This window comes from Janthinobacterium sp. 1L-D-8-B-C4 (assembly GCF_057291295.1).
Genome location: NZ_JBXAVX010000001.1, coordinates 619433 through 646161, shown reverse-complemented (window position 1 = coordinate 646161; position 26729 = coordinate 619433). Strand labels below are relative to the sequence as shown.

The window sequence follows — 26729 nt, the reverse complement described above, 5'->3', positions numbered from 1 at the left end:
ATTGCACGCTCCAGTTGGTGGCGGTGCAATCATCATAAAAGGTGTTACCCATGTCTCCCGACAAGTGTTACCTATGTGTCCCGGCTATACACCCTAAGGGTCTGACCCCAGATGTTGTTCAGGGTTACCTAGATTCAGCCTACCCGCTTGCCGAGAATAATCAGATCCCGTTCTACGCCATCAAGATTAGCCACCTTCGGCAAATTCGCCCACTCCTCAAACCCAAACTTGCGAAACAAGCCCAGCGACGGCGCATTATGCCCAAAAATAAATCCTAATACAGTATGCACACCAACGGACGGCGCATGCGCAATCGCCTCGGTCAAACCATAAGCGCCAATCCCCTTGCCCCTCGCCTCCGGCGCAATATAGACCGACAACTCGGCCGTGCCGGAATACGCAGGACGGCCGTAAAAATTCGAGTAAGACAACCACCCCAAGGTCGCCGGCGCATCCGACAGATCATCGGCAGACTCGATGATCCACAAGGGCCGCTTCTGCGGCGTATGCTCGTGAAACCAGGCCAGGCGCGACTCGACCGTGACCGGCTCCGTATCGGCGGTAACTTCCCGCGAAGCAATGGTGGTGTTATAGATGGCGACAATGGCAGGCAAGTCGGCCAGGGTGGCAATGCGGTGGCGATAGCTCATGTGATGTATCAACTATGAATGGCAAGTGTTTGTTTTAAAAGACGAATTACTGGCAACTTGAAGTATATTCTAGCAGCATGTCTTCAAGGAAAAGCTTCGGCGACAGCGGATGATCGGCAATTGCGCGCCGCTCGTTGGCGGCCTTGATGGCGGCCATCAGGCGGCTGATATTAATGCGCGCAGCCAGCGCTTCAAGCTCGCGCCGGTGGCGCGGATAGTAGCGTATGGTACCGGCCAGCTTGCAGGAAAACACGTCATACAGCCAGCGCTGCAAGGACGCCACCAGCGGCACCAAGGGCGACTTCTGCAGCTTGTCGGCAGCTTTCAGGGCCGCTTCCACGCCAGGGTGGGCCAGCACCTGCAACAGCTGTTCGGTTTCTTCGCGGCCACCCGATTCGGACTGGGCCAGCGCCGCCAAGGGCGCTCCGCCCTGTTCGCGCAGCCAGCTGTCGGCGTCGCTCAAACCCCGGGTTTTCAACCAGGCCAGCGCCTGTTCGTGGCTGGGCATCGGCAAGGCAAACTTGCGGCAGCGCGACAAAATCGTCGGCAGCAGGCGGTCCAGGCTGTTCGATGCCAGCAGGAACACGGTGCCCGGCGGCGGCTCTTCCAGTGTTTTCAGCAAGGCGTTCGAGGCCGGCGTATTGAGCGCCTCGGCCGGATACAGCACCACCACGCGCAAGCCCTGGCGGTGGGTGGAGATATTCATGAAGTCGGCCAGGTTGCGGATCTGCTCGATCTTGATGTCTTTTGACGGCGTTTTGGTCTTGGCGCTTTTTTTGGCGGTTTCCTCGCCTTCGCCGTCCTCGGGCAAGTCGTCTTCCAGCGCTTCAGGGCGCACGCGGCGGTAGTCGGGATGGTTGCCCTGTACGAACCAGCCGCAGGAAGCGCAGGCGCCGCATGCATGGCCGTCGGCGCGCATGTCTTCGCACAGCAGGGCCTGGGCGAAATGCTCGATGAAGTCGGCCTTGCCGATGCCTTGCGCACCATGGAACAAAATGGCGTGCGGCATGCGCGGGCGCAGCGCCTGCAGTTGCCGCCACGCGTCCTGCTGCCAGGGGTAGAGTGAACTAGTCATTTTCAATCAATCACTTACAGAACTATTCTCAAGCAACACATCAAGCAGTTTTGCCAGTTCGACTTGAATATCGGCGATGCTTTGCGTGGAATCGATGATGCGAAAACGCTGCGGAAACTGCGCCGCGCGGCGCAGGTATTCATTGCGCGTGGCGGCGAAAAAACCGGCCTGTTCCTGTTCAAACTTGTCGAGCGAGCGGGTGGCGTCCAGGCGCGCCCTGGCAACGGCCAGCGGCACGTCGAACAGAAAGGTCAAGTCCGGCTGCAGGTGTGGATGCACCCAGTCTTCCAGCGCTTCCATCTTGCGCAGGTCCATGCCGCGCCCGCCACCCTGGTAGGCAAAGCTGGCGTCGGTAAAACGGTCGGAAATGACCCACTCGCCACGCGCCAGGGCGGGTGCGATCACTTGCGCGATATGTTCGCGGCGGCTGGCAAACATCAGCAGGGCTTCTGTTTCCAGGTGCATTTTTTCATGCAGCAGCAGTTCGCGCAGCTTTTCGCCCAGGCTGGTGCCGCCCGGTTCGCGCGACGACACCAGTGGCACGCCGCGCTGGCGCAAATAGTCGGCAACAAAGCCGATATGGGTCGATTTGCCCGCGCCATCGATGCCTTCGAAGGTGATGAAACGGGCGGTAGGTAGCTGAGTCATGAAGCAACTTATCTTGAAATGTTAACGTTGATACTTGTTGACGGCGCGATTATGGTCCGGCAAGTTATTTGAAAACTCGCTGGTGCCATTGCCGCGCGCGACGAAATACAAGGCCTCGGTACGGGCCGGCGCCAGCGCGGCCGTCAGCGACTGGGCGCCGGGCAAGGCGATCGGCGTGGGTGGCAAGCCGCCGCGCGTATAGGTATTGTACGGGGTGTCCGCCTCCAGGTCGCGCTTGCGGATCTTGCCCTGGTAAGCATCGCCCATGCCGTAGATGACGGTCGGGTCGGTCTGCAGCAGCATGCCGGTCTTCAGGCGGTTGACGAACACGCCGGCGATCATGGCGCGCTCGGACTTTTGCCCGGTTTCCTTTTCCACGATAGAGGCCATGGTCAACGCTTCATACGGATTCTTGTAGGGCAAGGCCGGATCGCGCTTGTTCCACGCTTCGGACAGGCGGGCGATCATCGCCACATGCGCCTGCCTGAAGATCTGCATCTCGCTCGCGCCCTTGGCGAACAGATAGGTATCGGGGAAGAACAAGCCTTCGGGCTGCGGATATTCGGGGCTGATCTTCGCCATCAACTCGCGGTCGCTCAGTTGCGCCGTATCATGCTTGAGGCCAGGATGGATCGCCATCACCTGGCGCATCTGCTTGAAGGTCCAGCCTTCGATGATGGTCAGCGACTCCTGCGCGAATTCGCCGCGCGCCAGTTGCGTGATCAGGCGCTGCGGCGAAGTGCCGGGCTTGAGTTCATAGGAACCGGCCTTGATCTTCGAGGTCTTGCCTTCGATGCGGGCCAGCAGGTTGAACAGCAATGGTTCGATCGGGATGCCGGCGTCGGCAATCTGCTGGCCGGCTGCATGCGCGCCGCTGCCGGGCAGGATCGCGAACGGGATCGCCTCGCCTTCAGTCGTGATGGGCTGCCCGGCCCAGTACACAAAGGTGGCGCCAAAGCCGATCGCGGCGATGACGGTACAGACTACAAGTTTTTTGAAGAAAGCCATTGTTCCGATTCTTGTGATGCGCGCCAAGCAAGGTCAAGGGCGCGCTGACCATGATCTTTCATTTGTGAATAAAACCCGCTGAAAGCGCCGCTAACCGGACGATTCTGTCCGTTGCCGACGCGTTTGACGCGACATCACTATAATGAACCCGTAATCATAATGCTTAATTGCTGATCTAATGGAAATTATGAATAACTGGAATCAATTTTTACTGGCGCAAGGCGCCCGCCATGCCGACACCGGCGAGGCCGCGATTGCCGATTTTGGCACCGCCTTGAGCGTGGCCCAATTGCAGGACGGCTTTGTTGCGCCGATTACCGACCAGGGCCTGATCGGCGTGAGCGGCGACGACGCTGCCAGCTTTTTGCACGCCCAGCTGACCAATGACGTGGAGCACCTGGACCAGGAGCAAGTGCGCCTGGCCGGCTATTGCACGCCGAAAGGCCGCTTGCTGGCCAGCTTTCTGATGTGGCGAAACGCCAGCACCGTCTACCTGCAGGTCTCGCGCGGCATCCAGGCGCCGATCCAGAAACGCTTGCAGATGTTCGTGCTGCGGGCCAAGGCCAAGCTGCATGACGCCAGCATGGATGAGGCCAACCAGGTGATCCTGGGCCTGGGCGGCAGGCACGCCTCGGCCGTGTTGCCACAATGGTTCGACAGCCTGCCAGCCGCGCCGTTCAGCAAGGTCGATGGCAATGCCGGCACCCTGCTGCGCGTGGCCGATGCGTTTGGCCTGCCGCGCTATCAATGGCTCACTTCCGCCGCCAATGCCGAAGCCGCCTGGCCCCAATTGTCCGAAAAGCTCGCCAAGGGCGGCAATGAGGCCTGGCAGTTGTCGGAAATCCATGCCGGTTTGCCGCAGATTACCCAGGCGACGCAAGAGCAGTTTGTGCCGCAGATGGTCAATTTTGAATTGCTGGGTGGCGTCAATTTCAAGAAGGGCTGCTATCCGGGCCAGGAAATCGTCGCGCGCAGCCAGTATCTGGGCAAGCTCAAGCGCCGTACCACGCTGGTCAGCATCGATAGCGAACAAGCCAGGCCCGGCGCCGAACTGTTTGCCGTCAGCGACCCGCAGCAGCCATGCGGCATGATCGTCAACGCGGCGGCCAATGGCGCAGGCGGCGTCGATGCGCTGGTGGAAATGAAGCTGGCGGCCATCGAAGAAGGCGCAAGCACGCCAGGCGCGGTGCGCCTCGGCTCAAGCGAAGGCGCGCCGCTGCGCTTCCTGGCCATGCCGTATGTGCTCGACGCACTCGACCTGTGAGAATGCCATGAAAGACTTGTATATCTATTACCAGGTAAAAGAAGAGCATGCGCAGGCGCTGGAAGCGCGCGTGCGTTCCTTGCAAGCAAAACTGGCGGCCGACTCGGGCGTGTCGCCGCAGCTGAAGCGCCGCCCGGAAACCCGTGACGGCTTGCAGACCTGGATGGAAATCTACCCGGTGGTCGGCGAAGGCTTTGCCGGCCAGCTGGCGGCAGCCGCCGACGAAGCCGGCTTGCTGAGTCTGACGGCCGGCGGGCGCCATGTGGAAACCTTCATGGACCTGCCCCCATGTGCCTGATCGTTTTTGCCTGGAAAGTCAATCCGCACGTACCGCTGATTGCCGCCGCCAACCGCGACGAATTCTATGAACGCGCCAGCGCCCCGGCCGGCAGCTGGCCGGAACACCCGCAAGTGTATGCGGGCCGCGACCTGCAGGCCGGCGGCAGCTGGATGGGCATCACCCAGGTTGCGGGCGGCGCCTCGCGCTTTGCCGCCATCACGAATATCCGCAGCCCGCAAGACCACCGCGCCGATGCGCCGTCACGCGGCGCGCTGGTGGCCGACTACCTGGCCGGCTCGATGTCGGCCGAGGACTATATCGCGCAGATCCGTCCCGGCTGCGCTGCCTACAACGGTTACAACCTGGTGCTGGGCGACGCCACTACCCTGATCTGGTTTTCCAACCGCGGCGACGGCGACCCGCGCAATGGCCAGCCTTTGGCACCGGGCATTTACGGCCTGTCGAACGCCCTGCTCGACGCGCCCTGGCCCAAGGTGCTGAAAACCAAGGCACAGTTCGCCAGCCTGATGTGTCTGGGCGCGCCCGACGACGCCTATTTCGAAATGCTGGCCGATACCACCCGCGCGCCGGACTTCCGCCTGCCGGACACCGGCGTGCCGCTGGACCTGGAACGGGTATTGTCGGCCGTCTGCATCGAAACGCCCGGTTACGGCACGCGCACCTCGACGGTAGTCAAGCTGTTCCCCGACGCGCCGGGCGAGTTGCACGAATTGCTGGTGCAGTAAGCCACTAACGTAGTGCCACATGGTAGCGCGCGGCCAGCTGGTGCAGGAAAGGCGTGCCGCGCAGCTGGCGATACTGCTCGCGCAGGCGCTCGACGGTGGCGAGCGGCGTGCCCAGGCTGGCTGCCACGTAATAATCGGAATCGTCGGACAGCAAGATGGTGCGCTTGACAACGCTCTCCGGCACGCCGGCGCTGGCGCACAGGCTGCGGATGGAGTGCGGATTGCCGACGATCAGGTCGACCCGCCCCACCAGCAATTTATTCATGCCTGACAGCGCATTGTTGGTCAGGTCCAGCCGCCCTTTCTGTGCCAGGCCCAGCGCCGCCAGCTGCGTGTGCGCAATATCGTCGCGGTTCACCGAGGTGATATAGCGCGGCAGGTCGTCCAGGCTGCGCAGCGTAATGTCGCTGCGACGGCTCAACTGATACAGATACACCTGGCGCCGCGCCAGCGGGGCGATCCACTGGAACTGCTTTTCGCGCGCCGGCGTGCGCGCCAGGCTGAAGATCAGCACATTGGGCAATTGTTGCGCCATGCGGTAGGCGCGCGCCCACGGATAGGCCGACATGCTGTAAGCCATGCCGGCACGCCCGACCAGCGCACGCGCCACTTCCACGCTGTAGCCAGTCAGCTTGCCTTGCTCGATATAATTGAACGGTTCGAATTCCTCAGTCACCAGCATCAGGCGCGGTATCTCTGCCGATGGTGCCATTTGCGCAGCAGAACGGCCAGCACAGGCAAGGCCCAGCAGCGCCAGGACTGCCGCTGCATTGATATGCCGCCTTGTCAGCTTCATTTTATCCATCACCTGAGCGTTCTCCATCCCTTGCCAGCAAGCCGGGCAATAGTGTGCACGATACACCATTCCCATCAGGAAACATCGAACAAAACAGCCGAAGAGCAAGCGTTCGCTAAAAAGAAAGCGCTTGCGCAAGCGCTTTCTTTTGTTTAGGATGGCATCAAACGCGGCCCAAGCCGTACATCAACAGCATAAAAATAAAAACAGAACACCAGGAGACACCATGGCCACCATGGAAGATGTAGCACGGGCGGCGGACGTATCGCTGTCGACCGTCTCGCACGTGCTCAACGGCACCCGCAAGGTCAGCCCGAAAACCGTCGCCGCTGTCAACACGGCGATGCAGCAGATTGGCTATGTGCCCAATATGCTGGCGCGCGCCCTGGCCGGCTCGTCTTCCGGCACCATCGGCGTGGCGATCTCTGCCTTTACCAATCATTATTTCAGCGAAACCGTGCGCGCCATCGAGGCCGCTTGCACGCGCCATGGCCTGATGATGCTGTTTTCCGATACCCATGACGACCCCGAGCAGGAACTCAAAGTGGTGCAGAACTTGCACCAGCGCCGGGTCGACGGCATCGTGCTGGCGCCATCGGGCGATCCGCAGGGCCGCGCACTGGCATACCTTCAAAGTAACAAGATCGCGTCGGTACTGGTGGACCGCATGTCGCCGCAGGCGTTCGACCAGGTCGGCGTGGAAAATATTGAAGCCACGTGCGAGCTGGTCAGCCATCTGATCGCGGTGCACGGCCACCGCCGCATCGGCTTTATCGCCGGCGCGCCGGGCCTGTCGACGACCGACGAGCGCATCGAAGGCTATCGCCTGGCGCTCCAGCGCGCCGGCCTGCCGTTCGATCCTGCCCTGCTGCAATGGGGCCATTCCAATCTCGAGCGCAGTGGCGCGGCCACGCGCGAACTGCTGGCGCTGGCGCAGCGGCCGACGGCGATTGTCGCCGGCAATAACCTGATGACCATCGGCACCATGCATGCGCTGCGCGACGCCCATGTGGCCGTGCCGCAAGATGTGGCGCTGGCCGGCTTCGATGATTTCGACTGGGCCGATTACTTCAGCCCGCGCCTGACCGTGATGGCCCAGCCGCTCGAAGAGTTGGGCGCGATGGCGGTCGACCTGCTGATCGAGCGCCTGGCCCAGCCACAGCGCGCGCAATACGTGCAGCGTTTGTCGCCGGTGCTGCGCGTGCGCAACTCGTGTGGCTGTTCCTGATTCCCTTACCTGAAGACCATGACCAACAAAATTTCCCTCGGTATCGATCTCGGTACCTCCGAACTGAAAACCGTGCTGATGGACAGTCACGGCGCCATCCGCGGCCAGGCTTCGGTACGGCTCGACGTGTCGCGCCCGCACCCGGGCTGGTCCGAGCAGGCGCCGCAGGACTGGTGGGATGCCTGCGTGGCGGCCCTGGCGCAGCTGCGCGCAGCCTCTCCTGACGAGTATGCGGCAATTGCCTGCATCGGCCTGTCGGGCCAGATGCATGGCGCGGTGCTGCTCGACTGCGATAACGCCTGCATCCGTCCGGCCATCCTGTGGAACGACGCGCGCGCCCATCTTGAGGCGGCGCAGCTGGCGCACGAGTACCCGGCGTTTGCCGACGTGACGGGCAGCCTGGCGATGGCCGGCCTGACCGCGCCAAAACTGCTGTGGCTGCAAAAACACGAACCGCAGGCGTTCGCCGTCGTCGATTGCGTCCTGTCGCCGAAAGACTATCTGCGCCTGCGCCTGACGGGCCAAAAAATCACCGACATGTCCGACGCGGCCGGCACCTTGTGGCTGGACGAGGCGCGCCGCGCCTGGTTCGCCCCGATCGTCGAAGCTTGCGGCTTGCGGCTGGCACAATTGCCGCCACTGGTCGAAGGCGATGCCGCCACCGGCACCGTGCTGGAGGCTATCGCCAGGCGCCTGGGTTTGCCACAGAACGTGGTGGTGGCCGGCGGCGGCGGCGATAATCCGGTCTCGGCGGTGGGCATCGGCGCCGTCAATGCGGGCGACAGCTTTATTTCGCTCGGCACCAGCGCCGCCATCGTCTCGGTCACCGAACAGCCTCTGGGCAATCCCAACGGCGGCGTGCACAGCTTTTGCCACGCCCTGCCCGGCCGCTGGTACGCGATGGGCGCCATTTTGTCGGGCGCCAGCTGTTTGCGCTGGGCCACCGGCGTGCTGAACCAGGCCGGCGAAGCGGCGCTGCTGGCGCTGGTCGAGGCCGACATCCCCTTGAGCCAGACAGTGTCGCCCGAGGCGCCGCTGTTCCTGCCTTATCTGTCGGGCGAACGCACGCCGCACAACGACCCGCAAGTGCGCGGTGCGTTTTTACAGCTGGGCCATGATAGCAATCCGGCGCAGCTTGGCTATGCTGTACTGGAAGGCGTGGCGTTTGCCTTGCGCGACGCGATGGCCGCCGTCATGTCGACCGGCGCCACCGTGCCGCACTGCCTGCTGGTAGGCGGCGGCGCGCGCAGCCAGTATTGGGCGCAATTGCTGGCCAATGTGCTGGGCCGCGAAATGCGCACCCTGCACAACAGCGAATTGTCGGCCAGCATGGGCGCAGCCAAGCTCGGCTTTGCCGCGATCGGCGAAACGGCGCTGCTGGCAACGGGATTGCCGATCAAGAATAGCTTCGCACCGGATGCGGCGCAATATGCGGCTTTGAGCATCCGCTATAACAAATACCGCAGCCTTTTTCCTGCCGTTCAGGCCCTGCATCAACTGTCGTCTACTTAAGGACAAGTCACGATGAATCAACTGCAACAACTGAAGCAAGCGAGCACGGTTGTCGCCGACACTGGCGATTTCCTGCAATTGGCCCGTTTTGCGCCGCAAGACGCGACCACCAATCCGTCCCTGATCCTGAAAGCCGTGCTGCAGCCGGAATACGCGCCCTTGCTGGCCAGCACGGTTGCCGAGCACAAGGCCGCTGCGCTCGACGATATCGTCGACCAGGTGCTGGTGCGTTTTGGCCTGGAAATCTTGAAAGTGGTACCGGGCCGCGTGTCGACCGAAGTCGATGCCCGCCTGAGCTTTGACCGCTCCGCCACCGTGGCCCGTGCGCGCCGCCTGATCGCCCTGTATGAAGCGGCCGGCATCACCCGCGAACGCGTGCTGATCAAGATCGCCGCCACCTGGGAAGGCATCCAGGCCGCGCGCGAACTGGAAGCGGACGGCATCTTCTGCAACCTGACCTTGCTGTTTGCGTTCTGCCAGGCAGTGGCCTGCGCCGACGCCAAAGTGCGTCTGATTTCGCCTTTTGTGGGCCGTATCTACGACTGGCACAAGAAGTCGCTCGGTGCAGCGTGGGACGAAGCGGCCCGTTCGCTGTCCAACGATCCGGGCGTGCAGTCGGTCACCCGCATCTACCAGTATTACAAGCAGCATGGCATCGCGACCCAGGTGATGGGCGCGAGTTTTCGCAATACGGGCCAGATCACGGCCCTGTCCGGCTGCGACCTGCTGACCATCAGCCCGGACTTGCTGGCCAAGCTCGAAGCGTCCGAGGAGCCGTTCGAACCCGCGCTGGGCAAGGAGCATGGCGCGCCGCAAGCGGCCATCAGCTACGACGAAGCGGCTTTCCGCTACGCCCTGAACGAGGACGCGATGGCGACCGAAAAGCTGGCCGAAGGCATTCGTGGTTTCGCCGTCGATGCAGCCAAGCTCGACAAGATGATCGAAGCGCTGCGTCTGGCAGCCTGAGAAATTGTTTTCACCCGCAGTACCCTTTGTTTTTGACAATAAGAACCCTTGGAGATTCTCATGAAAAAAGTAATTACCGCCACCTTGCTGTTGTCCGCCGCCTGCAGCGCTTTTGCTGCCGACAAGCCATTGAAATCGATCGGCGTGAGCGTGGGTGACCTGGCCAACCCGTTTTTCGTGGCGATTGGCCGCGGTGCTGAAGAAAGCGCCAAGAAAATCGGCGGCGCTGGCGTGAAAGTAACCACCGTGTCGAGCAAATACGACTTGAACACCCAGGTCGACCAGATCGAAAACTTTATCGCCAACAAGACCGACATCATTATCCTCAACGCCGTCGACTCCAAGGGCATCGCACCGGCCATCAAGAAAGCGCGCAATGCCGGCGTGATCGTGATCGCCGTTGACGTTGGCGCGGTTGGCGCTTCGGCCACCGTGATGTCCGACAACACCATGGCCGGCGATGTTTCGTGCGCGTACCTGGCCAAGCAGATCGGCGGCAAAGGCAATGTGGTGATCCTGAACGGCCCGCCGGTCACTTCCGTGATCGACCGCGTCAACGGCTGCAAGAAAACCCTGGCTGCATTCAAGGACATCAAGATCTTGTCCGACAACCAGAACGCCGGCGGCAGCCGTGACGGCGGCATGACCGTGATGTCGAACCTGCTGACGGCCCATCCGAAGATCGATGGCGTGTTTGCCATCAACGATCCTACCGGCATTGGCGCCGAACTGGCCATCAAGCAAGCCAAGCGCACCGACGTGAAACTGATCACCGCCGTCGACGGCGCGCCGGACGGCCAGAACGCCCTGAAAAACAAGGCCGGCCTGTTTGCCGCCACCTCGGCGCAAAACCCGTACCGCATGGCCACCGACGCCGTGCAGATGGGCTACGACATCATGAACGGTCGTACGCCGAAGCAAACCATGGTGCTGCTGCCGACCCCGGCCATCACCAAGGAAAACGTCGCTACCTACACGGGCTGGGTAAAGAACTGATCTGGCTGACCTGAACCACGTGGCGCCGCCCGCTTGCGAGCAGGCGGCGCCAGTTTCAAAGCAAGGAAGGACAGTCATGAGCGACGAAATCATTTTTGAAATGCGCGGCATCGAGAAGCGCTTTGGCGCCACGCGCGCGCTGCGCGGCGTGCACCTGACGGTGCGCAGCGGCGAAATCCATGCCGTGATGGGCGAAAACGGCGCCGGCAAAAGTACCCTGATGAAGATCTTGTCCGGCGTCTACACGCCGGACGCCGGCGAAATCATCCTCGACGGCAAGCCGATCAAGATCCGCAATCCGGGCGAGGCACGCGCGCTGGGCATCAACCTGATCTATCAGGAACTGAGCGTGGCCAAGAACATGACGGTGGCGCAGAACGTCTTCATGGGCAGCGAGCCCAAGGGACTTTTCTGGACCGTCAAGGGCGGCGAAATGCGCGCCCGCACCAATGCCATCCTGGCTGACCTGGGATCGCGTTTCAATGCCGACACCATGGTGTCGAGCCTGTCGATCGCCGAGCAGCAGCAGGTGGAAATCGCCCGCGCTCTGGTGCACGAGAGCCGCATCCTGATCATGGACGAGCCAACGGCGGCCCTGTCCGACCGTGAAACCGAACAATTGTTCCGCATTATCGAAGAACAGCGCGACAAAGGCCTGGCCATCCTCTACATCAGCCACCGCATGGCCGAAGTGGAACGCCTGGCGCGCCGCATCACGGTGCTGCGCGACGGCGCTTATGTGGGCGAACTGGGCAAGGATGAACTCGACCAGAAGAAAGTCGTGCAAATGATGGTGGGCCGCCCCGCCGACGACTTTTATTCGCACCAAAGGCGCACCACGCGCGGCGCCGAGCGCCTGCGGGTGGAGAACGTCGGCGCCGGCAAGGTCAGGCCGGCCAGCTTCGTGCTGCATGCCGGCGAAGTGACGGGCCTGGCAGGCCTGGTGGGCGCGGGTCGCACCGAACTGGCGCGATTGATCTTTGGCGCCGACAAGAAACAATCGGGCCAGGTCTGGCTCGACGGCAAGGAAGTCAATATTACCGAACCGCTGGCCGCAATACGCCATGGTATCGGCTACCTGCCGGAAGACCGCAAGAGCCTGGGCCTGTTCATGCAGCTGTCGGCGATGGAAAACATGTCGATGAATATTTTGTCGCAGCACGCAACGGCCGGCGTGGTCGACCGCCGCGCGCTGACAAAACTGACGCGTGAATCGATCACCAGCCTGAACGTGAAAGTATCGGGGCCGGAAGGCATCGTCGGCGGCCTGTCGGGCGGCAACCAGCAAAAAGTGCTGCTGGCGCGCTGGCTGGCGATCAAGCCGAAGGTGCTGATCCTCGACGAGCCCACGCGCGGCGTCGACGTCGGCGCGAAAAGCGAGATCTACAAGATCATCCACCAGCTGGCCGATGCGGGCACGGCCGTGCTGTGTATTTCCAGCGAACTGGCCGAACTGGTCGGCATTTGCGACAGGGTGATGGTGATGTGCGAAGGCAGGCTGACCGGCGAAGTGACGGGCGACGACATCACGCAGGAAAAAATCCTCGCTTACGCCACCCATCTGGACGCGGCTTGATAAATCAATAACGGAGAATGAACATGACCACTACCACCACCGGCGGCGCGGCAAGCGCGCGCCAACCTTTCAATGCCTCTAACCTGATGCGCCGCCTGGGCATGCTGCCCGTGCTGGTGGTGCTTTACCTGGCCATGTACGGCCTGACCGTGTATTTCTCGGCCGATGGCGAATCGACCTTCATGACCAGCACCAACACCATGAATATCTTCCGCCAGGTGTCGATCAATATCGTGCTGGCCTCCGGCATGACCTTCGTGATCCTTACCAGCGGCATCGACCTTTCCGTCGGCTCGGTGCTGGCGGTGTCGGCCGTGGCCGGCATGCTGATGTCGCTGTCGGCGCAGTTTGCCGGCTTCTCGATTCCCACTTTCCTGATCGTCGGCCTGCTGCTCGGTGCGCTCAATGGCGTGCTGGTGGCGCTGGTCGGCCTGAACCCGTTTGTGGTGACTTTGGGCACCATGACGGCGCTGCGCGGCGCGGCCTATCTGCTGGCTGACGGCACCAGCGTGCTGAACACGGAAATCCCGAGCTTCGAGTGGATGGGCAATGGCAGCTTCCTGGCGATTCCGTGGCTGATCTGGCTGGCCGCGCTGGTGGTGATTTTGACGTGGTTTATCCTGCGCAAGACCACCCTGGGCCTGCATATCTACGCAGTCGGCGGCAATATCCAGGCGGCACGTTTGACCGGCATCAAGGTCGGCCTGGTACTGATGTTTGTCTACACGATCAGCGGCCTGTTCGCCGGTCTGGGCGGCGCCATGTCGGCCAGCCGCCTGTATGCAGCGAACGGCAACTGGGGCACCGGCTACGAGCTCGACGCGATCGCTGCCGTGGTATTGGGCGGCACCAGCCTGATGGGCGGCGTCGGTTCCGTCTGGGGCACCGTGATCGGCGCCCTGATCATCGGCGTGATGAACAACGGCCTGACCATCCTGGGCCTGTCGTCGTTCTGGCAGTATGTGGCCAAGGGCGTGGTCATCGTGCTGGCGGTGATACTGGATAAATGGCGCCAGTCGCACGCGCAGAATTAAACCCGTAACCCTTGAACAGCCGGGGTCGGACCCTTCTTCAGGGTCCGACCCCAGTCCTTGCTCTTGGGTTCGGTTAAAACACCAGCCGCATTTCAATATGCGCTATCCCCGCCTCATCAAACTCATCCCCCTGCTGCACAAAACCATGGCGCGCATAGAACGGCGCGGCCACGGTCTGGGCATTGAGCACCACCGCCGCATCGCCGCGTTCGCGCGCTTTTTCCATAATCAGTTGCAAAATGGCGCCGCCGACGCCGGTGCCGCGCCCGCTCTGGCGCACGGCCATGCGGCCGATATGGCCGTCGGGCAGCAAGCGGCCCGTACCGATGGCGTGGCCGTTCCTGTCATAGGCAACGGCGTGCAGGCAGACGGCGTCCATCTCGTCGAGTTCGATCTCGGCGGGAACCTTCTGTTCATCGACAAAGACTTCAAAGCGGATTGAAGAGGCGTCTGGCCCGAGGGTGGTCCAGTCGCCGAGGCGGATAGTATGGTTGCTCATGATGGCGTGAAAGTGGAAACAGGCCACCATTGTCGCACGGCCTGCCACGCCCTGGCAGGTGCTGCGGCTCAAGCGTTCGATTTCAGGTAGCGCCCAGGTGTTTCACCAAGAATCTTGCGAAACATCACCACAAAATTGCTGGCGTTCTCGTAACCGAGACCGTCTGCCACGTCCTGCACCGTGGCGCCCCTGGCCATCCATTGCAAGGCCAGCAGGATATGCAGCTGCCTGCGCCAGCGACCGAAACTCATGCCGGTTTCCCGGGACACCAGGCGTGACAGCGTGCGTGCGCTGACGTCCATCCGCTGCGCCCACGATTCGATGCTGCCCGGCTCGGACGGACGCGCCATGATCGACTTGACCAGTTTGCGCAGCCGTTTGTCTGTCGTCAGGGGCAGATGAACCTGCCCGGGCTGCGCCAGCGCCATCTCGTCCAGCAGCAGTGTCATTAGCCGTGACGCCATGCCGCCCTCTTCGTAGCGCATCGGCAATGCCGCTGAACGGATCACCAGCTCGCGCAGCAGCGGCGTCGTCGACAAGGTGCAGCACGCCCGCGGCAACGCGTCGCCCGCAGCAGGATCGACATACACCACGTAACACTCGACCGTGCCGGCCACCTCCATGCGATGCTGTACCCCGCCGGGCACCCAGATGGCGCTGCCTGGGGGCACCAGCCAGAAGCCGCCGTCGACCTCGCAGGTGAGCACGCCGCGCATCCAGAGCAGGAACTGACCTTTTCGATGATGGTGGAAATGCGCTTCCTCGCGGCTGTCCATGTGATGCCTGTCATTGCCGCCAGCGGCGCCAAGCGTGACCACCGGCCTGGGCACGAAGTCGGGATCCTCCCATTCGATCGACGAAGCGTCGCTGAAAACAGGCATGGCGCACCTTTCAAGGAGAAATCAAGTATGGCAAGAATTCAATATAACATGACCTGCTGGATTATTGTGGCCAACACGTGGCGCGCCTAACATGGGCGCTGAAATCACAACCACGAAAGCTGTCACATGGAACAAACGAAGAAAATCCTGATCTGCGGCGCCGGCATCGCCGGTCCGGCGTGCGCCTGGTGGCTGACCCGCTACGGCTTTTCGGTGGTCATCGTCGAAAAGGCCGACGCGCTCAGGGACGGCGGCCAGAACGTCGACGTGAAAGGCGCAGGACAGCAAGTCATCAAGCGCATGGGCCTGGCGGAACAGATTGAGGCGCGCAACACGCTGGAATGCGGACAGAAGTGGCTCGATGCGGCCGGCAAGGTGGTCGCTGTTCTGCCAAAGGGTAGCGTCGGTGGGCTGACCAGCGATTTCGAAATCCTGCGCGGCGATTTCGCCCGTATTTTGTTCGATGCGACCGGCAGCACTTGCGAATATCGTTTTGGCACATCCGTCAGTGGCATTGAAGAGCTTGAGGATGGTGTGCGGGCGACCTTTGCCGACGGCTCGGCAGAAGAATTTGCGCTGCTGATCTGCGCCGACGGCGTGAGCTCGTCGACACGCGACCTGGCGCTTGCCGATGCCACGCGCATGCGCTACCTCGGCGCCTACATGGCGTTTTTCAAGATTCCCCGGCGTCCGGAAGACGACTTGTGGGCCTGCTCCGTGAACGGCATTGGCGGGACCATGATCAACCTGCGGCCTGGCGGCCCGACGGAAACTACCGTGCTGATCACCTTTCCGGCCGGCGAACCCGACCCGCAGCGGCGGTCGACGCTATCGCGGCGCGACATGCTGCTGGCGGCGCTGGCAGGCCGGGGCAGCCTTGCCGACCGGATCATCGCCGAACTCGGTACCGTGCAGGACTTCTACTTCGGACCGATGAGCCAGGTGCAAGCATCGACCTGGTCAAAAGGCAGGCTGGTCCTGCTGGGCGATGCGGCGCATTGCCCGACGCCATTTACGGGCAAGGGCACGGCGCTGGCACTGGTGGGCGCCTATGTGCTGGCCGGAGAGATCAGCAAGTGCGCTAGCCATGCCCAGGCTTTCCAGTCCTATGAACGCATCTTGCGCCCGTATGTCCTGCGTTCACAGCAGGAGCTGAGCCCCCGGCTGATACGCCTCATGCACGTGAAGACGCGCTTCGGCATAGCCATCGCGCATACGCTGCAACGGTTCTTCGGCAGCGCGTTGATCCAGGCGCTGCTGAAACCGAACCCTAGGGCGCAAGCGCGCAAGATCGACGAGGATTTCACGCTCCCGCCCTATTGACAGCGGGCGCTGCAGGAGCATGAACTGGAAGCGCGATGGTGCATTTTTCAGGCAAGCTCAGTTAAAACTTCACCAGCTGCTTGCCGAAATTGCGGCCTTTCAACAGACCGATAAACGCTTCCGGCGCATTCGCCAGCCCCTCGGCGATCGATTCGCGAAATTTCAATTTGCCTTCCGCCACCAGCTTGCCCAGCTCGGCCAGGCCTTCCGGCCACAGTTCCGGCTGCTCGGAAACGATAAAGCCGCGCACCGTCAGGCGGTTGATCAGGATCAGGCGGAAATTGTCGACCGGGGTCGGCTCGCCGTTGTAGCCGGCGATCCAGCCACACAGTGCAATGCGGCCAAACGCATTGGTGCGCGCCAGTGCGGCGTCGAATACCTTGCCGCCGACGTTTTCAAAGATGGCGTCGATGCCGTCTGGCGTAGCCGCTTCCAGGTCGGCTTCCAGGTTGCCCGCCTTGTAGTCGACGCAGGCGTCAAAGCCCAGTTCGTCCACCACATACGCGCATTTTTCCGGGCCGCCGGCAATGCCGACCACGCGGCAGCCTTTCAGCTTGGCCAGCTGGCCGACCACGCTGCCGACCGCGCCGCTGGCGGCCGACACCACCACCGTTTCACCGGCTTTTGGCGCCATGATATGGTTCAGGCCGTACCAGGCTGTCATGCCGGGCATGCCGACCGAGCCCAGGTAGGCCGATTCCGGCACGTGGCTGGTGTCGACCTTGCGCAGCATGCTGCCGTCGGACACCGCCACTTCGGCCCAGCCCAAGGTGCCGACGACCGTGTCGCCAACGGCAAATTTGGCATGCTTCGATTCGATCACTTCGCCGACGGTGCCGCCTATCATGGTCTCGTCAAGCGCCTGCGACGCGGCGTAGCTCTTGCTTTCACTCATGCGGCCACGCATGTAAGGATCGAGCGACAGATAATGGTTGCGCACCAGCAGTTCGCCATCCTGGATGGCGGGAATCTCGACGCTTTCCAGGCGGAAGTTGTCGGGCTGGACTTCGGCTTTCGGGCGCGAGGCAAGGACGATGCGTTGGAAGGTGGTCATGTATGCTCCTTGTCGGTTGATTCAGATCTCGTAATCCATGCACTGGCGCGCTTCGCGCACGGCGCCAAAAAACGGCTTGATCTTCACGTGTTCGGGATGGTTCTGGTAGGCGTCGAGCGATTCGCGGCTGTCGAACTCGCTGTACAGCACGATGTCGTAGGTCGCCTCCAGGCCGGGCTGGGCCACGGCCGCTTCGAATTTCAATATGCCGGGTACCAGAGCCGAACAGCTGTCGAGCAAGGCCTTCAGCTTGAGCGCATTGGTGGCGCGGTCGGCGCCTTCGGCGTGCTCCTTGAGTTTCCAGAAAACGATGTGCTTGATCATGGGTGCGATAAAGGGAAAGGGAGCCGATACTGTAACCGCTATCGGCCCGCCCTGCAGCACGCTAGAGCACTTCGAACAATCCCGCCGCGCCCTGCCCGCCGCCGATGCACATGGTGACGACCACGTATTTCACGCCGCGCCGCTTGCCTTCGATCAGCGCATGGCCGGTCAGGCGCGCGCCCGATACGCCGTAAGGGTGGCCTACCGCAATTGCGCCGCCGTTCACGTTCAGGCGGTCCATCGGAATGCCCAGGGTGTCTGCGCAGTACAGCACCTGCACGGCAAACGCTTCATTGAGCTCCCACAGGCCGATATCGGCTACCGTCAAGCCGGCTTTTTTCAGCAGTTTCGGGATCGCATACACCGGGCCGATGCCCATTTCGTCCGGTTCGCAGCCGGCCACGGCAAAGCCGCGGAAGATGCCCAGCGGCTGCAGGCCCTTCGCTTCGGCGGTTTTGGCGTTCATCACGATGGCCATCGCTGCGCCGTCGGAAAACTGGCTGGCGTTGCCGGCGCTGATCACGCCGCCCGGCATGGCCGGGCGGATCTTGGCCACGCCTTCATAGGTGGTGTCAAGCCGGATGCCTTCGTCGCTTGATATCGTCACTTCGCGCGTGGTAAGCATGCCGCTGGCCTTGTCGGCCACGCCCATGGTGGTGGTCATCGGCACGATTTCCGCGTCGAACAGGCCGGCGGCCTGGGCGGCAGCTGCGCGCTGCTGGCTTTGCGCACCGTACTGGTCCTGGCGTTCACGCGAGATGTTGTAGCGCTGGGCGACGGTTTCGGCCGTCTGCAGCATCGGCCAGTACAGTGCCGGCTTGTTTTCCTGCAGCCACACTTCGCGGTACATATGCTTGTTCATTTCGTTCTGCACGCAGGAAATCGACTCGACCCCGCCAGCGGCATAGATATCGCCTTCACCGGCGATGATGCGCTGCGCCGCGGTGGCGATCGCCTGCAGGCCCGAGGAGCAAAAGCGGTTGATCGTCATGCCGCCGGTGGTGACCGGGCAGCCGGCGCGCAGGGCGATCTGGCGCGCGATATTGCCGCCCGTGGCGCCTTCGGGAAAGGCGCAACCAGCCAGCACGTCTTCCACTTCGCCTGCCTCGATGCCGGCGCGCGCAATCGCGGCGGCCAGCACATGGCCGCCCATGGTGGCGCCGTGCGTCATGTTGAACGCGCCCTTCCAGGACTTGGCCAGGCCCGTGCGGGCGGTCGATACGATGACGGCTTGATTCATGTTATGTCTCCTGGGTGATAGTAAGTAGGTGATTGAGAATAGCATATATAAGTACGGTCGTTCGCAATTTGCAAAGTCCTTGCAAAGCCTTTGCAAATGGCCGATGTTGTAAGCGCCGCGTAAGGTTCCAGGGACAGACTGCCCCTAGCTGTTGCAAGAATGGTCAGCAAGACCTCGGCAACGGTTCACTATAAAACATAGGGAGACAACACCATGGCAACACCATCCGGCTCGGCCGACGTACGCAAATTTGCGGCCAAAGGGACGCCGATGACCAAGGAAGAACGCAAGGTCATCTTTGCTTCCTCGCTCGGCACCGTCTTTGAATGGTACGACTTTTATCTGTACGGTTCGCTCGCATCGATTATCGCCAAGCAGTTCTTTATCGGCGACCCCACCACCACCTTCATTTTCGCGCTGCTGGCCTTTGCCGCCGGCTTTATCGTGCGTCCGTTCGGCGCGCTCGTGTTTGGCCGCCTGGGCGACATGATCGGCCGCAAATACACCTTCCTGATCACCATCCTGATCATGGGCGGCTCGACCTTTATCGTTGGCCTGCTGCCTGGCCACGCCTCGATCGGCATTGCCGCGCCGATCATCCTGGTGATCCTGCGCATCCTGCAGGGCCTGGCGCTGGGCGGTGAATATGGCGGCGCAGCCACCTACGTGGCCGAGCACGCTCCCGAAGGCAAGCGCGGCGCCTTTACCGCCTGGATACAGACCACCGCCACGCTCGGTTTCTTCCTGTCGCTGATGGTCATCCTGGGCACCCGCCTGGCGACCGGCGAAGCCGAATTCGAAGCCTGGGGCTGGCGCGTGCCGTTCCTGGTATCGGTAGTGCTGCTCGGTATTTCCGTGTGGATCCGCATGGCGATGGACGAATCGCCGGCGTTTGCCAAGATGAAGGCCGAAGGCAAGACCTCGAAAGCCCCGCTGACCGAAGCGTTCGGCCAGTGGCGCAACCTGAAGATCGTGATCCTGGCGCTGGTCGGCCTGACCGCCGGCCAGGCCGTGGTCTGGTACACGGGCCAGTTCTATGCCCTGTTCTTCATGATCCAGACCCTGAAAGTGGACCTGGCCACGGCGAATATCCTGATCGCCATCGCGCTGCTGCTGGGCACGCCATTCTTCCTGTTCTTCGGAGGTTTGTCGGACCGCATCGGCCGCAAGTACATCATTCTCGGTGGCTGCCTGATCGCCGCCCTGACCTACTTCCCGATCTTCAACGGCCTGACCCACTTCGCCAATCCGCAGCTGGAAACGGCACTGAAGAATTCGCCCGTGGTGGTGGTGGCCGATCCGTCCTCCTGCCACTTCCAGTTCAACCTGACCGGCACCAAGAAGTTCCCTTCCTCTTGCGATATCGCCACCGGCTTCCTGTCGAACAGCTCGGTGAACTATACCAAGGAAGATGCACCGGCCGGCAGCATAGCCAAGGTGCGTATCGGCGCGAAGGAATTCACCTCGTTTAACGCCGTGATGACGGCCGACGGCCTGAACTTCGACGCCGACAGCAAGGCCAAGGAAGCGGCCTTCAAGAAAGAAATCGGCGCCGGCATCAAGGAAGCGGGCTACCCGGCCAAGGCCGACCCGGACCGCATCAACAAGCCGATGGTGGTGCTGCTGCTGTTTATCCTGGTGCTGTACGTCACCATGGTGTACGGTCCGATCGCCGCCATGCTGGTGGAAATGTTCCCGACCCGCATACGCTATACCTCGATGTCGCTGCCCTACCATATCGGCAATGGCTGGTTCGGCGGCCTGCTGCCCACCACCGCATTTGCGCTGGTCGCGTTCAAGGGCGACATTTATTATGGCCTGTGGTATCCGATCATCGTGGCCCTGGCCACGGTGGTGATCGGCACCCTGTTCGTGCGTGAAACCAAGGACAACAATATCTACGCCAACGACTGATGTGCTTTGCGCACCGGCCAGCCCCGGTGCCAAAAAAACGCCGCCGGGATTGCTTCCGGCGGCGTTTTTTCATGCACCAACAATCAATTACTTGTCGCTGGCGCCCTTCTTCAGCTGGTCACGATGCTGCACGTATTCCTGGTAGCTGGTCTGGTTGCGCTTGCGGCAGGCGTTGCGGTCATCAAAATTGTTGAGGCTGTTGCAGTACTCGCCGATCTTGTCCCGATTCGCGTCATACAAAACCTCACAGCCGGTCATGGCCAACAAACAGGGAACGATCAGATATTTCATTGCATCTCTCATGGCATGGTGGTGTGAACTGCGGAAGGACTGCACGATAAAGACCGCTAGACAGCTTTATCTTAACGCGATCATGGCAGAAAGTACAAGCGCTCGGTTTTACATTTTGGAAAGGTAAGCGGCCTCTCTTGCGCTGCCGCATGCTACAGTCCGCCTTTTCAACCGCCAGCACATCGCATGACCGTTACAGCGCCCATGATTCCCCCCGCTCCGAGCAGCCCTTTCCAGCCAGTCTATCTCGAGCTGATCGACGACCTGCGCAGCGCCCTGCTGGCGCAGGCCGGCGAACTGCTCGATGGCATCTATCTGTACGGCAGCGTGGCGCGCGGCAATGCCACACCCGGCGTATCCGACCTCGACGTGACCCTGATCCTGCGCCACCGGCCTGCGCCGCGCGACACCAGCATGCTTGAAGCGCTGCGCCTGGCACTGGCGGCGCGCCATCCGGAAGTGAGCAAGATCGATTTCGATATCGGCACCCGCATCGACGCGCTGGCGCCACGCAACCTGCACAGCTGGGGTTACTGGCTCAAGCACCACTGCCGCTGTATCTGGGGCAATGACCTGTCGCGCTGTTTCACGCCCTTCCCGCCGTCGCGCACCATCGCGCTGGCGGTCAATGGCGATGTAATCGAAGTGCTCGAACGCCAGGCCCAGGAGATCGAGCAACTGCGGGAACACACCATGGACGCGGCCAAACTGGTGCGCCGCCAGCGCGAGGCGGCGCGCAAGCTGCTACGCGCCACCAGCGTGCTGCGCGCGGAAAACGAACCGTCGTGGCCGCAAACGCTGGAGCAGCACGCGGCCCTGTTCCTGAGCAATTATCCGGCGATGCAGCAACAGATCGATTTTTTCATGTCCCATGCGGGCCAGGCCAGCGTGCCGGACGATCAATTCGTCATGCGCCTGCGCGCGTTTGCCGGCTGGCTGGCGCAGCAGTTGCAGGCGCAGTCGGCAAGCTAGGCCGGGTCGTTGAGCGCCGGGCAGTCTGCGGCAAACTGCGCCAGGTGTTCCAGCAGCACCCGTACCCGCGCGGGCAGATGGCGGCGCTGGGTCCACACCGCATATACATGACGCGGCTGCGGCATCCAGTCGGGCAGCACGCGCACCAGGCGGCCGCCGGCCACTTCCTGGCGGCATTGCAGCAGCGGGCACAGCAACACGCCGATGCCCGCCTCCGCCATCTCGACTGCCAGGCGCATTTCATTGACCCTCAGCCGCGCCTGCGGCTGCAGCACCATCTCGGCGCCGTCACCAGGGCGGCGCAAGCGCCAGGTACGCAGCGGCTCGGCCACGATCAGTTCATGTTGTTCGAGTGACGCCAGGTCTTGCGGCATGCCGGCGCGCGCCAGGTAGGCGGGCGCGGCCACCATCACCAGCGCCGCGCTGCCCAGGCGGCGCTGCATCAGCGACGAGTCCTCGAGCGAGCCGACACGAATCGCCAGGTCGGCGCCGCTGGTGACCATGTCCTGCAGCCGGTTCGACAATTCCAGTTCCAGCCGGATCTCGGGATACTGCTGCATGAAGCTGACCCAGGCGGGGGTCAGCAGGCCGCTGGCGAAATTGACGGGCGCCAATACACGTATCGAGCCGGACACGGCCGACAAGCTCGCGTCGAGCTGGCGCGTCGCCTGGCGCAGCGCGTGCACCAGCGGGCGGCATTGCTCGTAGTAGAGCCAGCCTTCCGCGGTCGGCTGCAGGCGCCGCGCGCTGCGGTTGAGCAGGCGGTAGCCCAGCTGGCTTTCCAGCTTTTGCAGCCGGCGCGTGACGGTGGCGGGCGGCAATTGCTCGGCGGCGGCGGCCGCGTTCAGGCTGCCAGCTTCGACAATGGCGACAAACAGGGCTAGATCATCGAACATGGCAGGCGCATCATTCCATTTTTGGAATTTCAGATTAAAAATATGCGTCTAGTATAGATTGTTGCAAGTGATTATGCTGCATGTCTGTTTACTTTTTAAAGCCTGCCATGTCCGAAGCCCTGCGTTTGCGTTTTGTATTTGCCGTCCTGATGTCGCTGGTGATGACATTACTGATGAGCGCCTGGGTGACCTGGCTCAATATCGGCCTGCAAAATGATTTCCTGGCACGCTGGCGCCATGCCTTCCTGGCCGCCTGGCCGGTGGCGTTTTGCGCGGTGATGCTGTTCGCGCCCCATGTCCAGGGCATCAGCCGGCATATCGTGCTGCGCCTGAAGCGCGCGGCCTGACCTGGCGCAAGATGGCTGAAAGCGCGTGCCAGCGCACGCTGGACGCAATGGCACTGGAATTTACTCTCTTCAATGTTTTCACATTCGTATGATGTGCCTATAATGGGTGTCGTCATACTGATCCGTGAACCAATAAGGAGATTCATGCAGCATCTATCCGCCGTCCGCCCTGCGCGCGCCATTCTCCTCGGCAGTGTAGCGCTGTTGATGTCCGGCTGTTCCATGTTGCCCTCGTCTTCGCCGAAGCCGGCGCCGCCCGCCAGCGCCGTCCTGCCCGACGCCACCATCGCCTACACCTTGAGCGGCCAGGGCGCACTGCCGGTGGTATTCCAGTCGGGCCTCGGCGACGGCAAGGATGTGTGGTCCGGTGTGGTGCCGGAAGTGGCCCAACACCACCGTGTGCTGGTGTATGACCGGCCAGGCTATGGCGCCAGCCAGAAGACCACCACCCCGCGCGACCCCTGCACCATTGCCGCCCAGCAGCGCGCCCTGCTGGCGCAAGCTGGCTTGACACCGCCATATATCCTGGTCGGCCAGGGATTGGGCGGGCTGTATCAATATGTGTATGCCAAGCTGTATCCGCAGGACGTGGCCGGCCTGATCCTGCTTGACCCGACCCACCCACAGCAGTGGCAGCGCATGCAGACGGACGCTTCGACCTACGCCGTGCTGCTGAAGACCCGGCGCAAGCTGATGTTCAACAGCACCGAAACGGCGGAATTCGACGCCCAGGCGCAGTGCCTGCAGCATGTCGACATGAAAACGCCGCTGCGCACGCCGGCCATGCTGCTGGTGCGCGACAAGTTCGGCATCGAGGAAATGGGCTCGTACGAAACGCTGGTGCGCGCGCAGGAAAAAGACTGGCAGCGCCTGTTGGGCGCGCCCGCCATCGAGCGCATCACGGGCGCCGGCTATTACATCCAGAAGGATAATCCGGTGATCGTCAACGAGGCGGTGAAGATGGTGGTGAAGAAGAAATAAAGAAAGGGGCAGATGAATCTGCCCCTTTCTCATTCGCCCTCAAGCAGCATCAGCTATTGAAACCCTTGCCTTCAGAAGCCAATTTGACCAGCAACGGCGCCGGCGTCCACGCTTCGCCATGGCGCCCCCTGGCATAGCCGGCAATCGCATCGAGCACATTCGGCAGGCCCACCGTATCGGCGTAGAACATCGGCCCGCCACGGAACAGGGGGAAGCCGTAGCCGGTCAGGTAGACCATGTCGATGTCCGAGGCGCGCAGGGCGATACCCTCTTCCAGGATGCGCGCGCCCTCGTTGACCAGCGCGTACACCAGCCGTTCGACGATTTCCTTGTCGCTGATCTTGCGCCGTTCCACGCCGATATCGTGCGAATGCCGGACAATCATGGCGTTCACCTGTTCCGAGGCATACGCCTTGCGGTCGCCCGCCTTGTAGTCGTACCAGCCGGCGCCCGTCTTCTGGCCGTAGCGCCCCAGTTCGCACAGCAGGTCGGCCGTTTTCGAATACGTCACGTCGGGCTTTTGCACGTAGCGGCGCTTGCGGATGGCCCAGCCGATATCGTTGCCGGCCAGGTCGCCCATGCGGAACGGGCCCATCGCGAAGCCGAATTTTTCCACTGCCTTGTCGACCTGCTCCGGCAAGCAGCCTTCTTCAAGCAGGAAGCCGGCCTGGCGGCTGTACTGCTCGATCATGCGGTTGCCGATAAAGCCGTCGCACACGCCCGAGACGACGCCGGTTTTTTTCAGTTTCTTCGACAGCGCCAGCGCGCTGGCCAGCACGTCCTTGGCCGTCTCCTTGCCGCGCACGATTTCCAGCAGCTTCATGACATTGGCGGGGCTGAAGAAATGCGTGCCGATCACGTCCTGCGGGCGCCGGGTGTAGCTGGCGATCTGGTCCAGGTCCAGCGTGGAGGTGTTCGACGCCAGGATGGCGCCCGGCTTCATCACTGCATCGAGTTGCCTGAACACCGCTTCCTTGACGCCCATCTCCTCGAACACGGCTTCGATGACGATATCGGCCTGCGTGATATCGGCATACTCCAGCGTGCCGGTGACCAGCGCGATGCGCTGCTCGGCTTTTTCCTGCGTCAGCTTGCCCTTCTTGACGGTGTTTTCGTAATTCTTGCGGATCGTCGCCAGGCCCTTGTCCAGCGCTTCCTGTTTCGTTTCCAGCAGCTGGACCGGGATGCCGGCGTTGGCGAAATTCATGGCGATGCCGCCGCCCATGGTGCCGGCGCCCACAATGGCCGCTGAGGCGATTGCGCGCACGGGGGTGTCGGCCGGCACGTCCGGCACCTTGCTGGCGACGCGCTCGGCAAAGAAGGCGTGGCGCAGGGCTTTCGATTCCGGCGACTGCACCAGCTGCATGAACAGCTCGCGCTCGAATTTCAGGCCGTCGTCAAATTTCATGGTCACGGCGGCGGCCACCGCTTCCACGCATTTGAGCGGCGCCGGAAACGGGCCCGCCATCGCCTGCACGGTATTGCGCGAAAATTGCAGGAACGCTTCGTGGTTCGGGTAATCGACCTTGCGCTCGCGCACTTTCGGCAACGGACGAATATCGGCCACCTTGCCGGCAAACGCCACGGCCGCTTCCAGCAGATTGGCGCCGGCGGCAGTCACTTCATCGAACAGGGCTGTACCAGCCAGTTTTTCAGACGCCACCGGCGTGCCCGAGACGATCATGTTGAGCGCCATTTCCAGGCCCAGCACGCGCGGCAGGCGCTGCGTGCCGCCGGCGCCCGGCAAGATGCCCAGTTTGACTTCCGGCAGTGCCATCTGCGCGCCGGGCGATGCCACGCGGTAATTGCAGCCCAGCGCCAGCTCCAGCCCGCCGCCCATGCACACGCTATGGATGGCGGCCACCACCGGCTTGGTCGACTGTTCCACCACATTGATCAGGGTGTGCAGGGTCGGCTCGGTGAGGGCCTTGGGCGAATTGAATTCCTTGATGTCGGCGCCGCCCGAAAAGGCCTTGCCTGCGCCGGTAATGACGATGGCCTTGATGGCGTCGTCGGCCAGCGCCTGCTTGATGCCGGCCACTGCGGCGGTGCGGGTAGCCAGTCCCAGTCCATTGACCGGTGGGTTGGCGAGGGTGATCACGGCTACGGAGCCGTTGACTTGATACTCGGCGCTCATTGTCTCTTCCTTGTTGGTTTGGGTGTCTCAGGTATGGCAAGCGTTGCGGCTTCACTATACCGCACAAAAGAACGCTCGTATTATTTTTGTC

General features: G+C 62.2%; 27 protein-coding genes. 14 read left to right on the top strand and 13 right to left on the bottom strand.

The window, feature by feature from the left end; translation table 11 throughout:
* Nucleotides 1-134 precede the first annotated feature (134 nt).
* Genes AC0Z42_RS03095 through mltG form a run of 4 tightly spaced genes read right to left on the bottom strand, consistent with a single transcriptional unit; the run spans nt 135 to nt 3381 of the window.
* Complete coding sequence (locus tag AC0Z42_RS03095) at nt 135-650, bottom strand: GNAT family N-acetyltransferase (protein ID WP_485466756.1); 516 nt, start codon at nt 648-650, stop codon at nt 135-137.
* Nucleotides 651-696: 46 nt separating this feature from the next.
* Entirely contained in the window at nt 697-1725 is a 1029-nt protein-coding gene (locus AC0Z42_RS03090) for a DNA polymerase III subunit delta' (protein WP_485466755.1), read from the bottom strand.
* A 6-nt stretch (nt 1726-1731) separates the two neighbouring features.
* Nucleotides 1732-2373, bottom strand: coding sequence for a dTMP kinase (tmk, locus tag AC0Z42_RS03085; RefSeq protein WP_485466754.1), 642 nt, complete (start codon nt 2371-2373; stop codon nt 1732-1734).
* A gap of 21 nt (nt 2374-2394) precedes the next feature.
* Entirely contained in the window at nt 2395-3381 is a 987-nt protein-coding gene (mltG, locus tag AC0Z42_RS03080) for an endolytic transglycosylase MltG (protein WP_485466753.1), read from the bottom strand.
* 187 nt (nt 3382-3568) lie between these two features.
* On the opposite strand from mltG, the gene ygfZ reads away from it, so the two are divergent.
* Genes ygfZ through AC0Z42_RS03065 form a run of 3 tightly spaced genes read left to right on the top strand, consistent with a single transcriptional unit; the run spans nt 3569 to nt 5671 of the window.
* A complete protein-coding gene (gene ygfZ, locus AC0Z42_RS03075; RefSeq protein WP_485466752.1) occupies nt 3569-4645 on the top strand; it encodes a CAF17-like 4Fe-4S cluster assembly/insertion protein YgfZ in 1077 nt (358 codons plus the stop codon).
* 7 nt (nt 4646-4652) lie between these two features.
* Nucleotides 4653-4943, top strand: a complete 291-nt coding sequence (locus tag AC0Z42_RS03070; protein ID WP_485466751.1) for a DUF4936 family protein — start codon at nt 4653-4655, stop codon at nt 4941-4943.
* The gene (locus tag AC0Z42_RS03065; RefSeq protein ID WP_485466750.1) at nt 4934-5671 is read left to right on the top strand and encodes an NRDE family protein; all 738 of its coding nucleotides are present in this window, start codon (nt 4934-4936) and stop codon (nt 5669-5671) included. Before AC0Z42_RS03070 ends, AC0Z42_RS03065 begins: the two co-directional genes overlap by 10 nt.
* A gap of 4 nt (nt 5672-5675) precedes the next feature.
* Here AC0Z42_RS03065 and AC0Z42_RS03060 read toward each other — a convergent pair whose 3' ends face one another.
* Nucleotides 5676-6467: a substrate-binding periplasmic protein gene (locus tag AC0Z42_RS03060; protein ID WP_485466749.1), complete on the bottom strand. Its 792-nt coding sequence runs from the start codon at nt 6465-6467 to the stop codon at nt 5676-5678.
* Nucleotides 6468-6693: 226 nt separating this feature from the next.
* On the opposite strand from AC0Z42_RS03060, the gene AC0Z42_RS03055 reads away from it, so the two are divergent.
* The 6 genes from AC0Z42_RS03055 (at nt 6694) to AC0Z42_RS03030 (ending at nt 13779) form a co-directional block, all read left to right on the top strand.
* A complete protein-coding gene (locus AC0Z42_RS03055) occupies nt 6694-7695 on the top strand; it encodes a LacI family DNA-binding transcriptional regulator (protein WP_485466748.1) in 1002 nt (333 codons plus the stop codon).
* Nucleotides 7696-7725: 30 nt separating this feature from the next.
* Entirely contained in the window at nt 7726-9207 is a 1482-nt protein-coding gene (xylB, locus tag AC0Z42_RS03050) for a xylulokinase (RefSeq protein ID WP_485466779.1), read from the top strand.
* A gap of 12 nt (nt 9208-9219) precedes the next feature.
* Nucleotides 9220-10173: a transaldolase gene (gene tal / locus AC0Z42_RS03045; RefSeq protein ID WP_485466747.1), complete on the top strand. Its 954-nt coding sequence runs from the start codon at nt 9220-9222 to the stop codon at nt 10171-10173.
* A 60-nt stretch (nt 10174-10233) separates the two neighbouring features.
* The gene (locus AC0Z42_RS03040) at nt 10234-11169 is read left to right on the top strand and encodes an ABC transporter substrate-binding protein (RefSeq protein ID WP_312438605.1); all 936 of its coding nucleotides are present in this window, start codon (nt 10234-10236) and stop codon (nt 11167-11169) included.
* A gap of 76 nt (nt 11170-11245) precedes the next feature.
* A complete protein-coding gene (locus AC0Z42_RS03035) occupies nt 11246-12745 on the top strand; it encodes a sugar ABC transporter ATP-binding protein (protein WP_485466746.1) in 1500 nt (499 codons plus the stop codon).
* 23 nt (nt 12746-12768) lie between these two features.
* Entirely contained in the window at nt 12769-13779 is a 1011-nt protein-coding gene (locus AC0Z42_RS03030) for an ABC transporter permease subunit (protein ID WP_485466745.1), read from the top strand.
* Nucleotides 13780-13852: 73 nt separating this feature from the next.
* Here the strand turns inward: AC0Z42_RS03030 and AC0Z42_RS03025 are convergent, their stop codons facing one another.
* Both AC0Z42_RS03025 and AC0Z42_RS03020 read right to left on the bottom strand, forming a co-directional pair.
* Nucleotides 13853-14278 carry a GNAT family N-acetyltransferase gene (locus tag AC0Z42_RS03025; protein WP_485466744.1) on the bottom strand — a complete coding sequence of 142 codons (426 nt, stop codon included), beginning with the start codon at nt 14276-14278 and terminating at the stop codon, nt 13853-13855.
* Nucleotides 14279-14346: 68 nt separating this feature from the next.
* Nucleotides 14347-15159, bottom strand: a complete 813-nt coding sequence (locus AC0Z42_RS03020; RefSeq protein WP_485466743.1) for an AraC family transcriptional regulator — start codon at nt 15157-15159, stop codon at nt 14347-14349.
* A 126-nt stretch (nt 15160-15285) separates the two neighbouring features.
* Here AC0Z42_RS03020 and AC0Z42_RS03015 point away from each other — a divergent pair, with 126 nt between their 5' ends.
* Nucleotides 15286-16482, top strand: a complete 1197-nt coding sequence (locus AC0Z42_RS03015; protein WP_485466742.1) for an FAD-dependent monooxygenase — start codon at nt 15286-15288, stop codon at nt 16480-16482.
* Nucleotides 16483-16543: 61 nt separating this feature from the next.
* Here the strand turns inward: AC0Z42_RS03015 and AC0Z42_RS03010 are convergent, their stop codons facing one another.
* From AC0Z42_RS03010 to AC0Z42_RS03000, 3 genes are all read right to left on the bottom strand, one after another.
* Complete coding sequence (locus AC0Z42_RS03010; RefSeq protein ID WP_485466741.1) at nt 16544-17536, bottom strand: NADP-dependent oxidoreductase; 993 nt, start codon at nt 17534-17536, stop codon at nt 16544-16546.
* 21 nt (nt 17537-17557) lie between these two features.
* Entirely contained in the window at nt 17558-17860 is a 303-nt protein-coding gene (locus tag AC0Z42_RS03005) for a Dabb family protein (RefSeq protein ID WP_485466740.1), read from the bottom strand.
* A 61-nt stretch (nt 17861-17921) separates the two neighbouring features.
* On the bottom strand, nt 17922-19100 hold the full coding sequence (locus AC0Z42_RS03000) for an acetyl-CoA C-acyltransferase (protein ID WP_485466739.1): 1179 nt from the start codon (nt 19098-19100) through the stop codon (nt 17922-17924).
* Between the two features lie 213 nt (nt 19101-19313).
* Between AC0Z42_RS03000 and AC0Z42_RS02995 the strand changes: the two genes are divergently transcribed.
* Nucleotides 19314-21014: an MFS transporter gene (locus tag AC0Z42_RS02995; protein WP_485466738.1), complete on the top strand. Its 1701-nt coding sequence runs from the start codon at nt 19314-19316 to the stop codon at nt 21012-21014.
* Between the two features lie 87 nt (nt 21015-21101).
* Here AC0Z42_RS02995 and AC0Z42_RS02990 read toward each other — a convergent pair whose 3' ends face one another.
* Nucleotides 21102-21305, bottom strand: a complete 204-nt coding sequence (locus AC0Z42_RS02990) for a hypothetical protein (RefSeq protein ID WP_485466737.1) — start codon at nt 21303-21305, stop codon at nt 21102-21104.
* Nucleotides 21306-21509: 204 nt separating this feature from the next.
* Here AC0Z42_RS02990 and AC0Z42_RS02985 point away from each other — a divergent pair, with 204 nt between their 5' ends.
* Nucleotides 21510-22277 (top strand): nucleotidyltransferase domain-containing protein, encoded by a 768-nt coding sequence (locus AC0Z42_RS02985; protein ID WP_485466736.1) that lies wholly within the window; start codon nt 21510-21512, stop codon nt 22275-22277.
* Here AC0Z42_RS02985 and AC0Z42_RS02980 read toward each other — a convergent pair.
* Entirely contained in the window at nt 22274-23173 is a 900-nt protein-coding gene (locus AC0Z42_RS02980) for a LysR family transcriptional regulator (RefSeq protein WP_485466735.1), read from the bottom strand. The two genes, AC0Z42_RS02985 and AC0Z42_RS02980, sit on opposite strands and share 4 nt — an antisense overlap.
* Before the next feature lie 107 nt (nt 23174-23280).
* Between AC0Z42_RS02980 and AC0Z42_RS02975 the strand changes: the two genes are divergently transcribed.
* Together AC0Z42_RS02975 and AC0Z42_RS02970 are read left to right on the top strand one after the other, a co-directional pair.
* Nucleotides 23281-23520, top strand: coding sequence for a DUF2798 domain-containing protein (locus tag AC0Z42_RS02975; protein WP_485466734.1), 240 nt, complete (start codon nt 23281-23283; stop codon nt 23518-23520).
* 144 nt (nt 23521-23664) lie between these two features.
* On the top strand, nt 23665-24501 hold the full coding sequence (locus AC0Z42_RS02970; protein WP_485466733.1) for an alpha/beta fold hydrolase: 837 nt from the start codon (nt 23665-23667) through the stop codon (nt 24499-24501).
* A gap of 49 nt (nt 24502-24550) precedes the next feature.
* Here the strand turns inward: AC0Z42_RS02970 and AC0Z42_RS02965 are convergent, their stop codons facing one another.
* Entirely contained in the window at nt 24551-26638 is a 2088-nt protein-coding gene (locus AC0Z42_RS02965; protein ID WP_485466732.1) for a 3-hydroxyacyl-CoA dehydrogenase NAD-binding domain-containing protein, read from the bottom strand.
* Between the last annotated feature and the right edge of the window lie 91 nt (nt 26639-26729).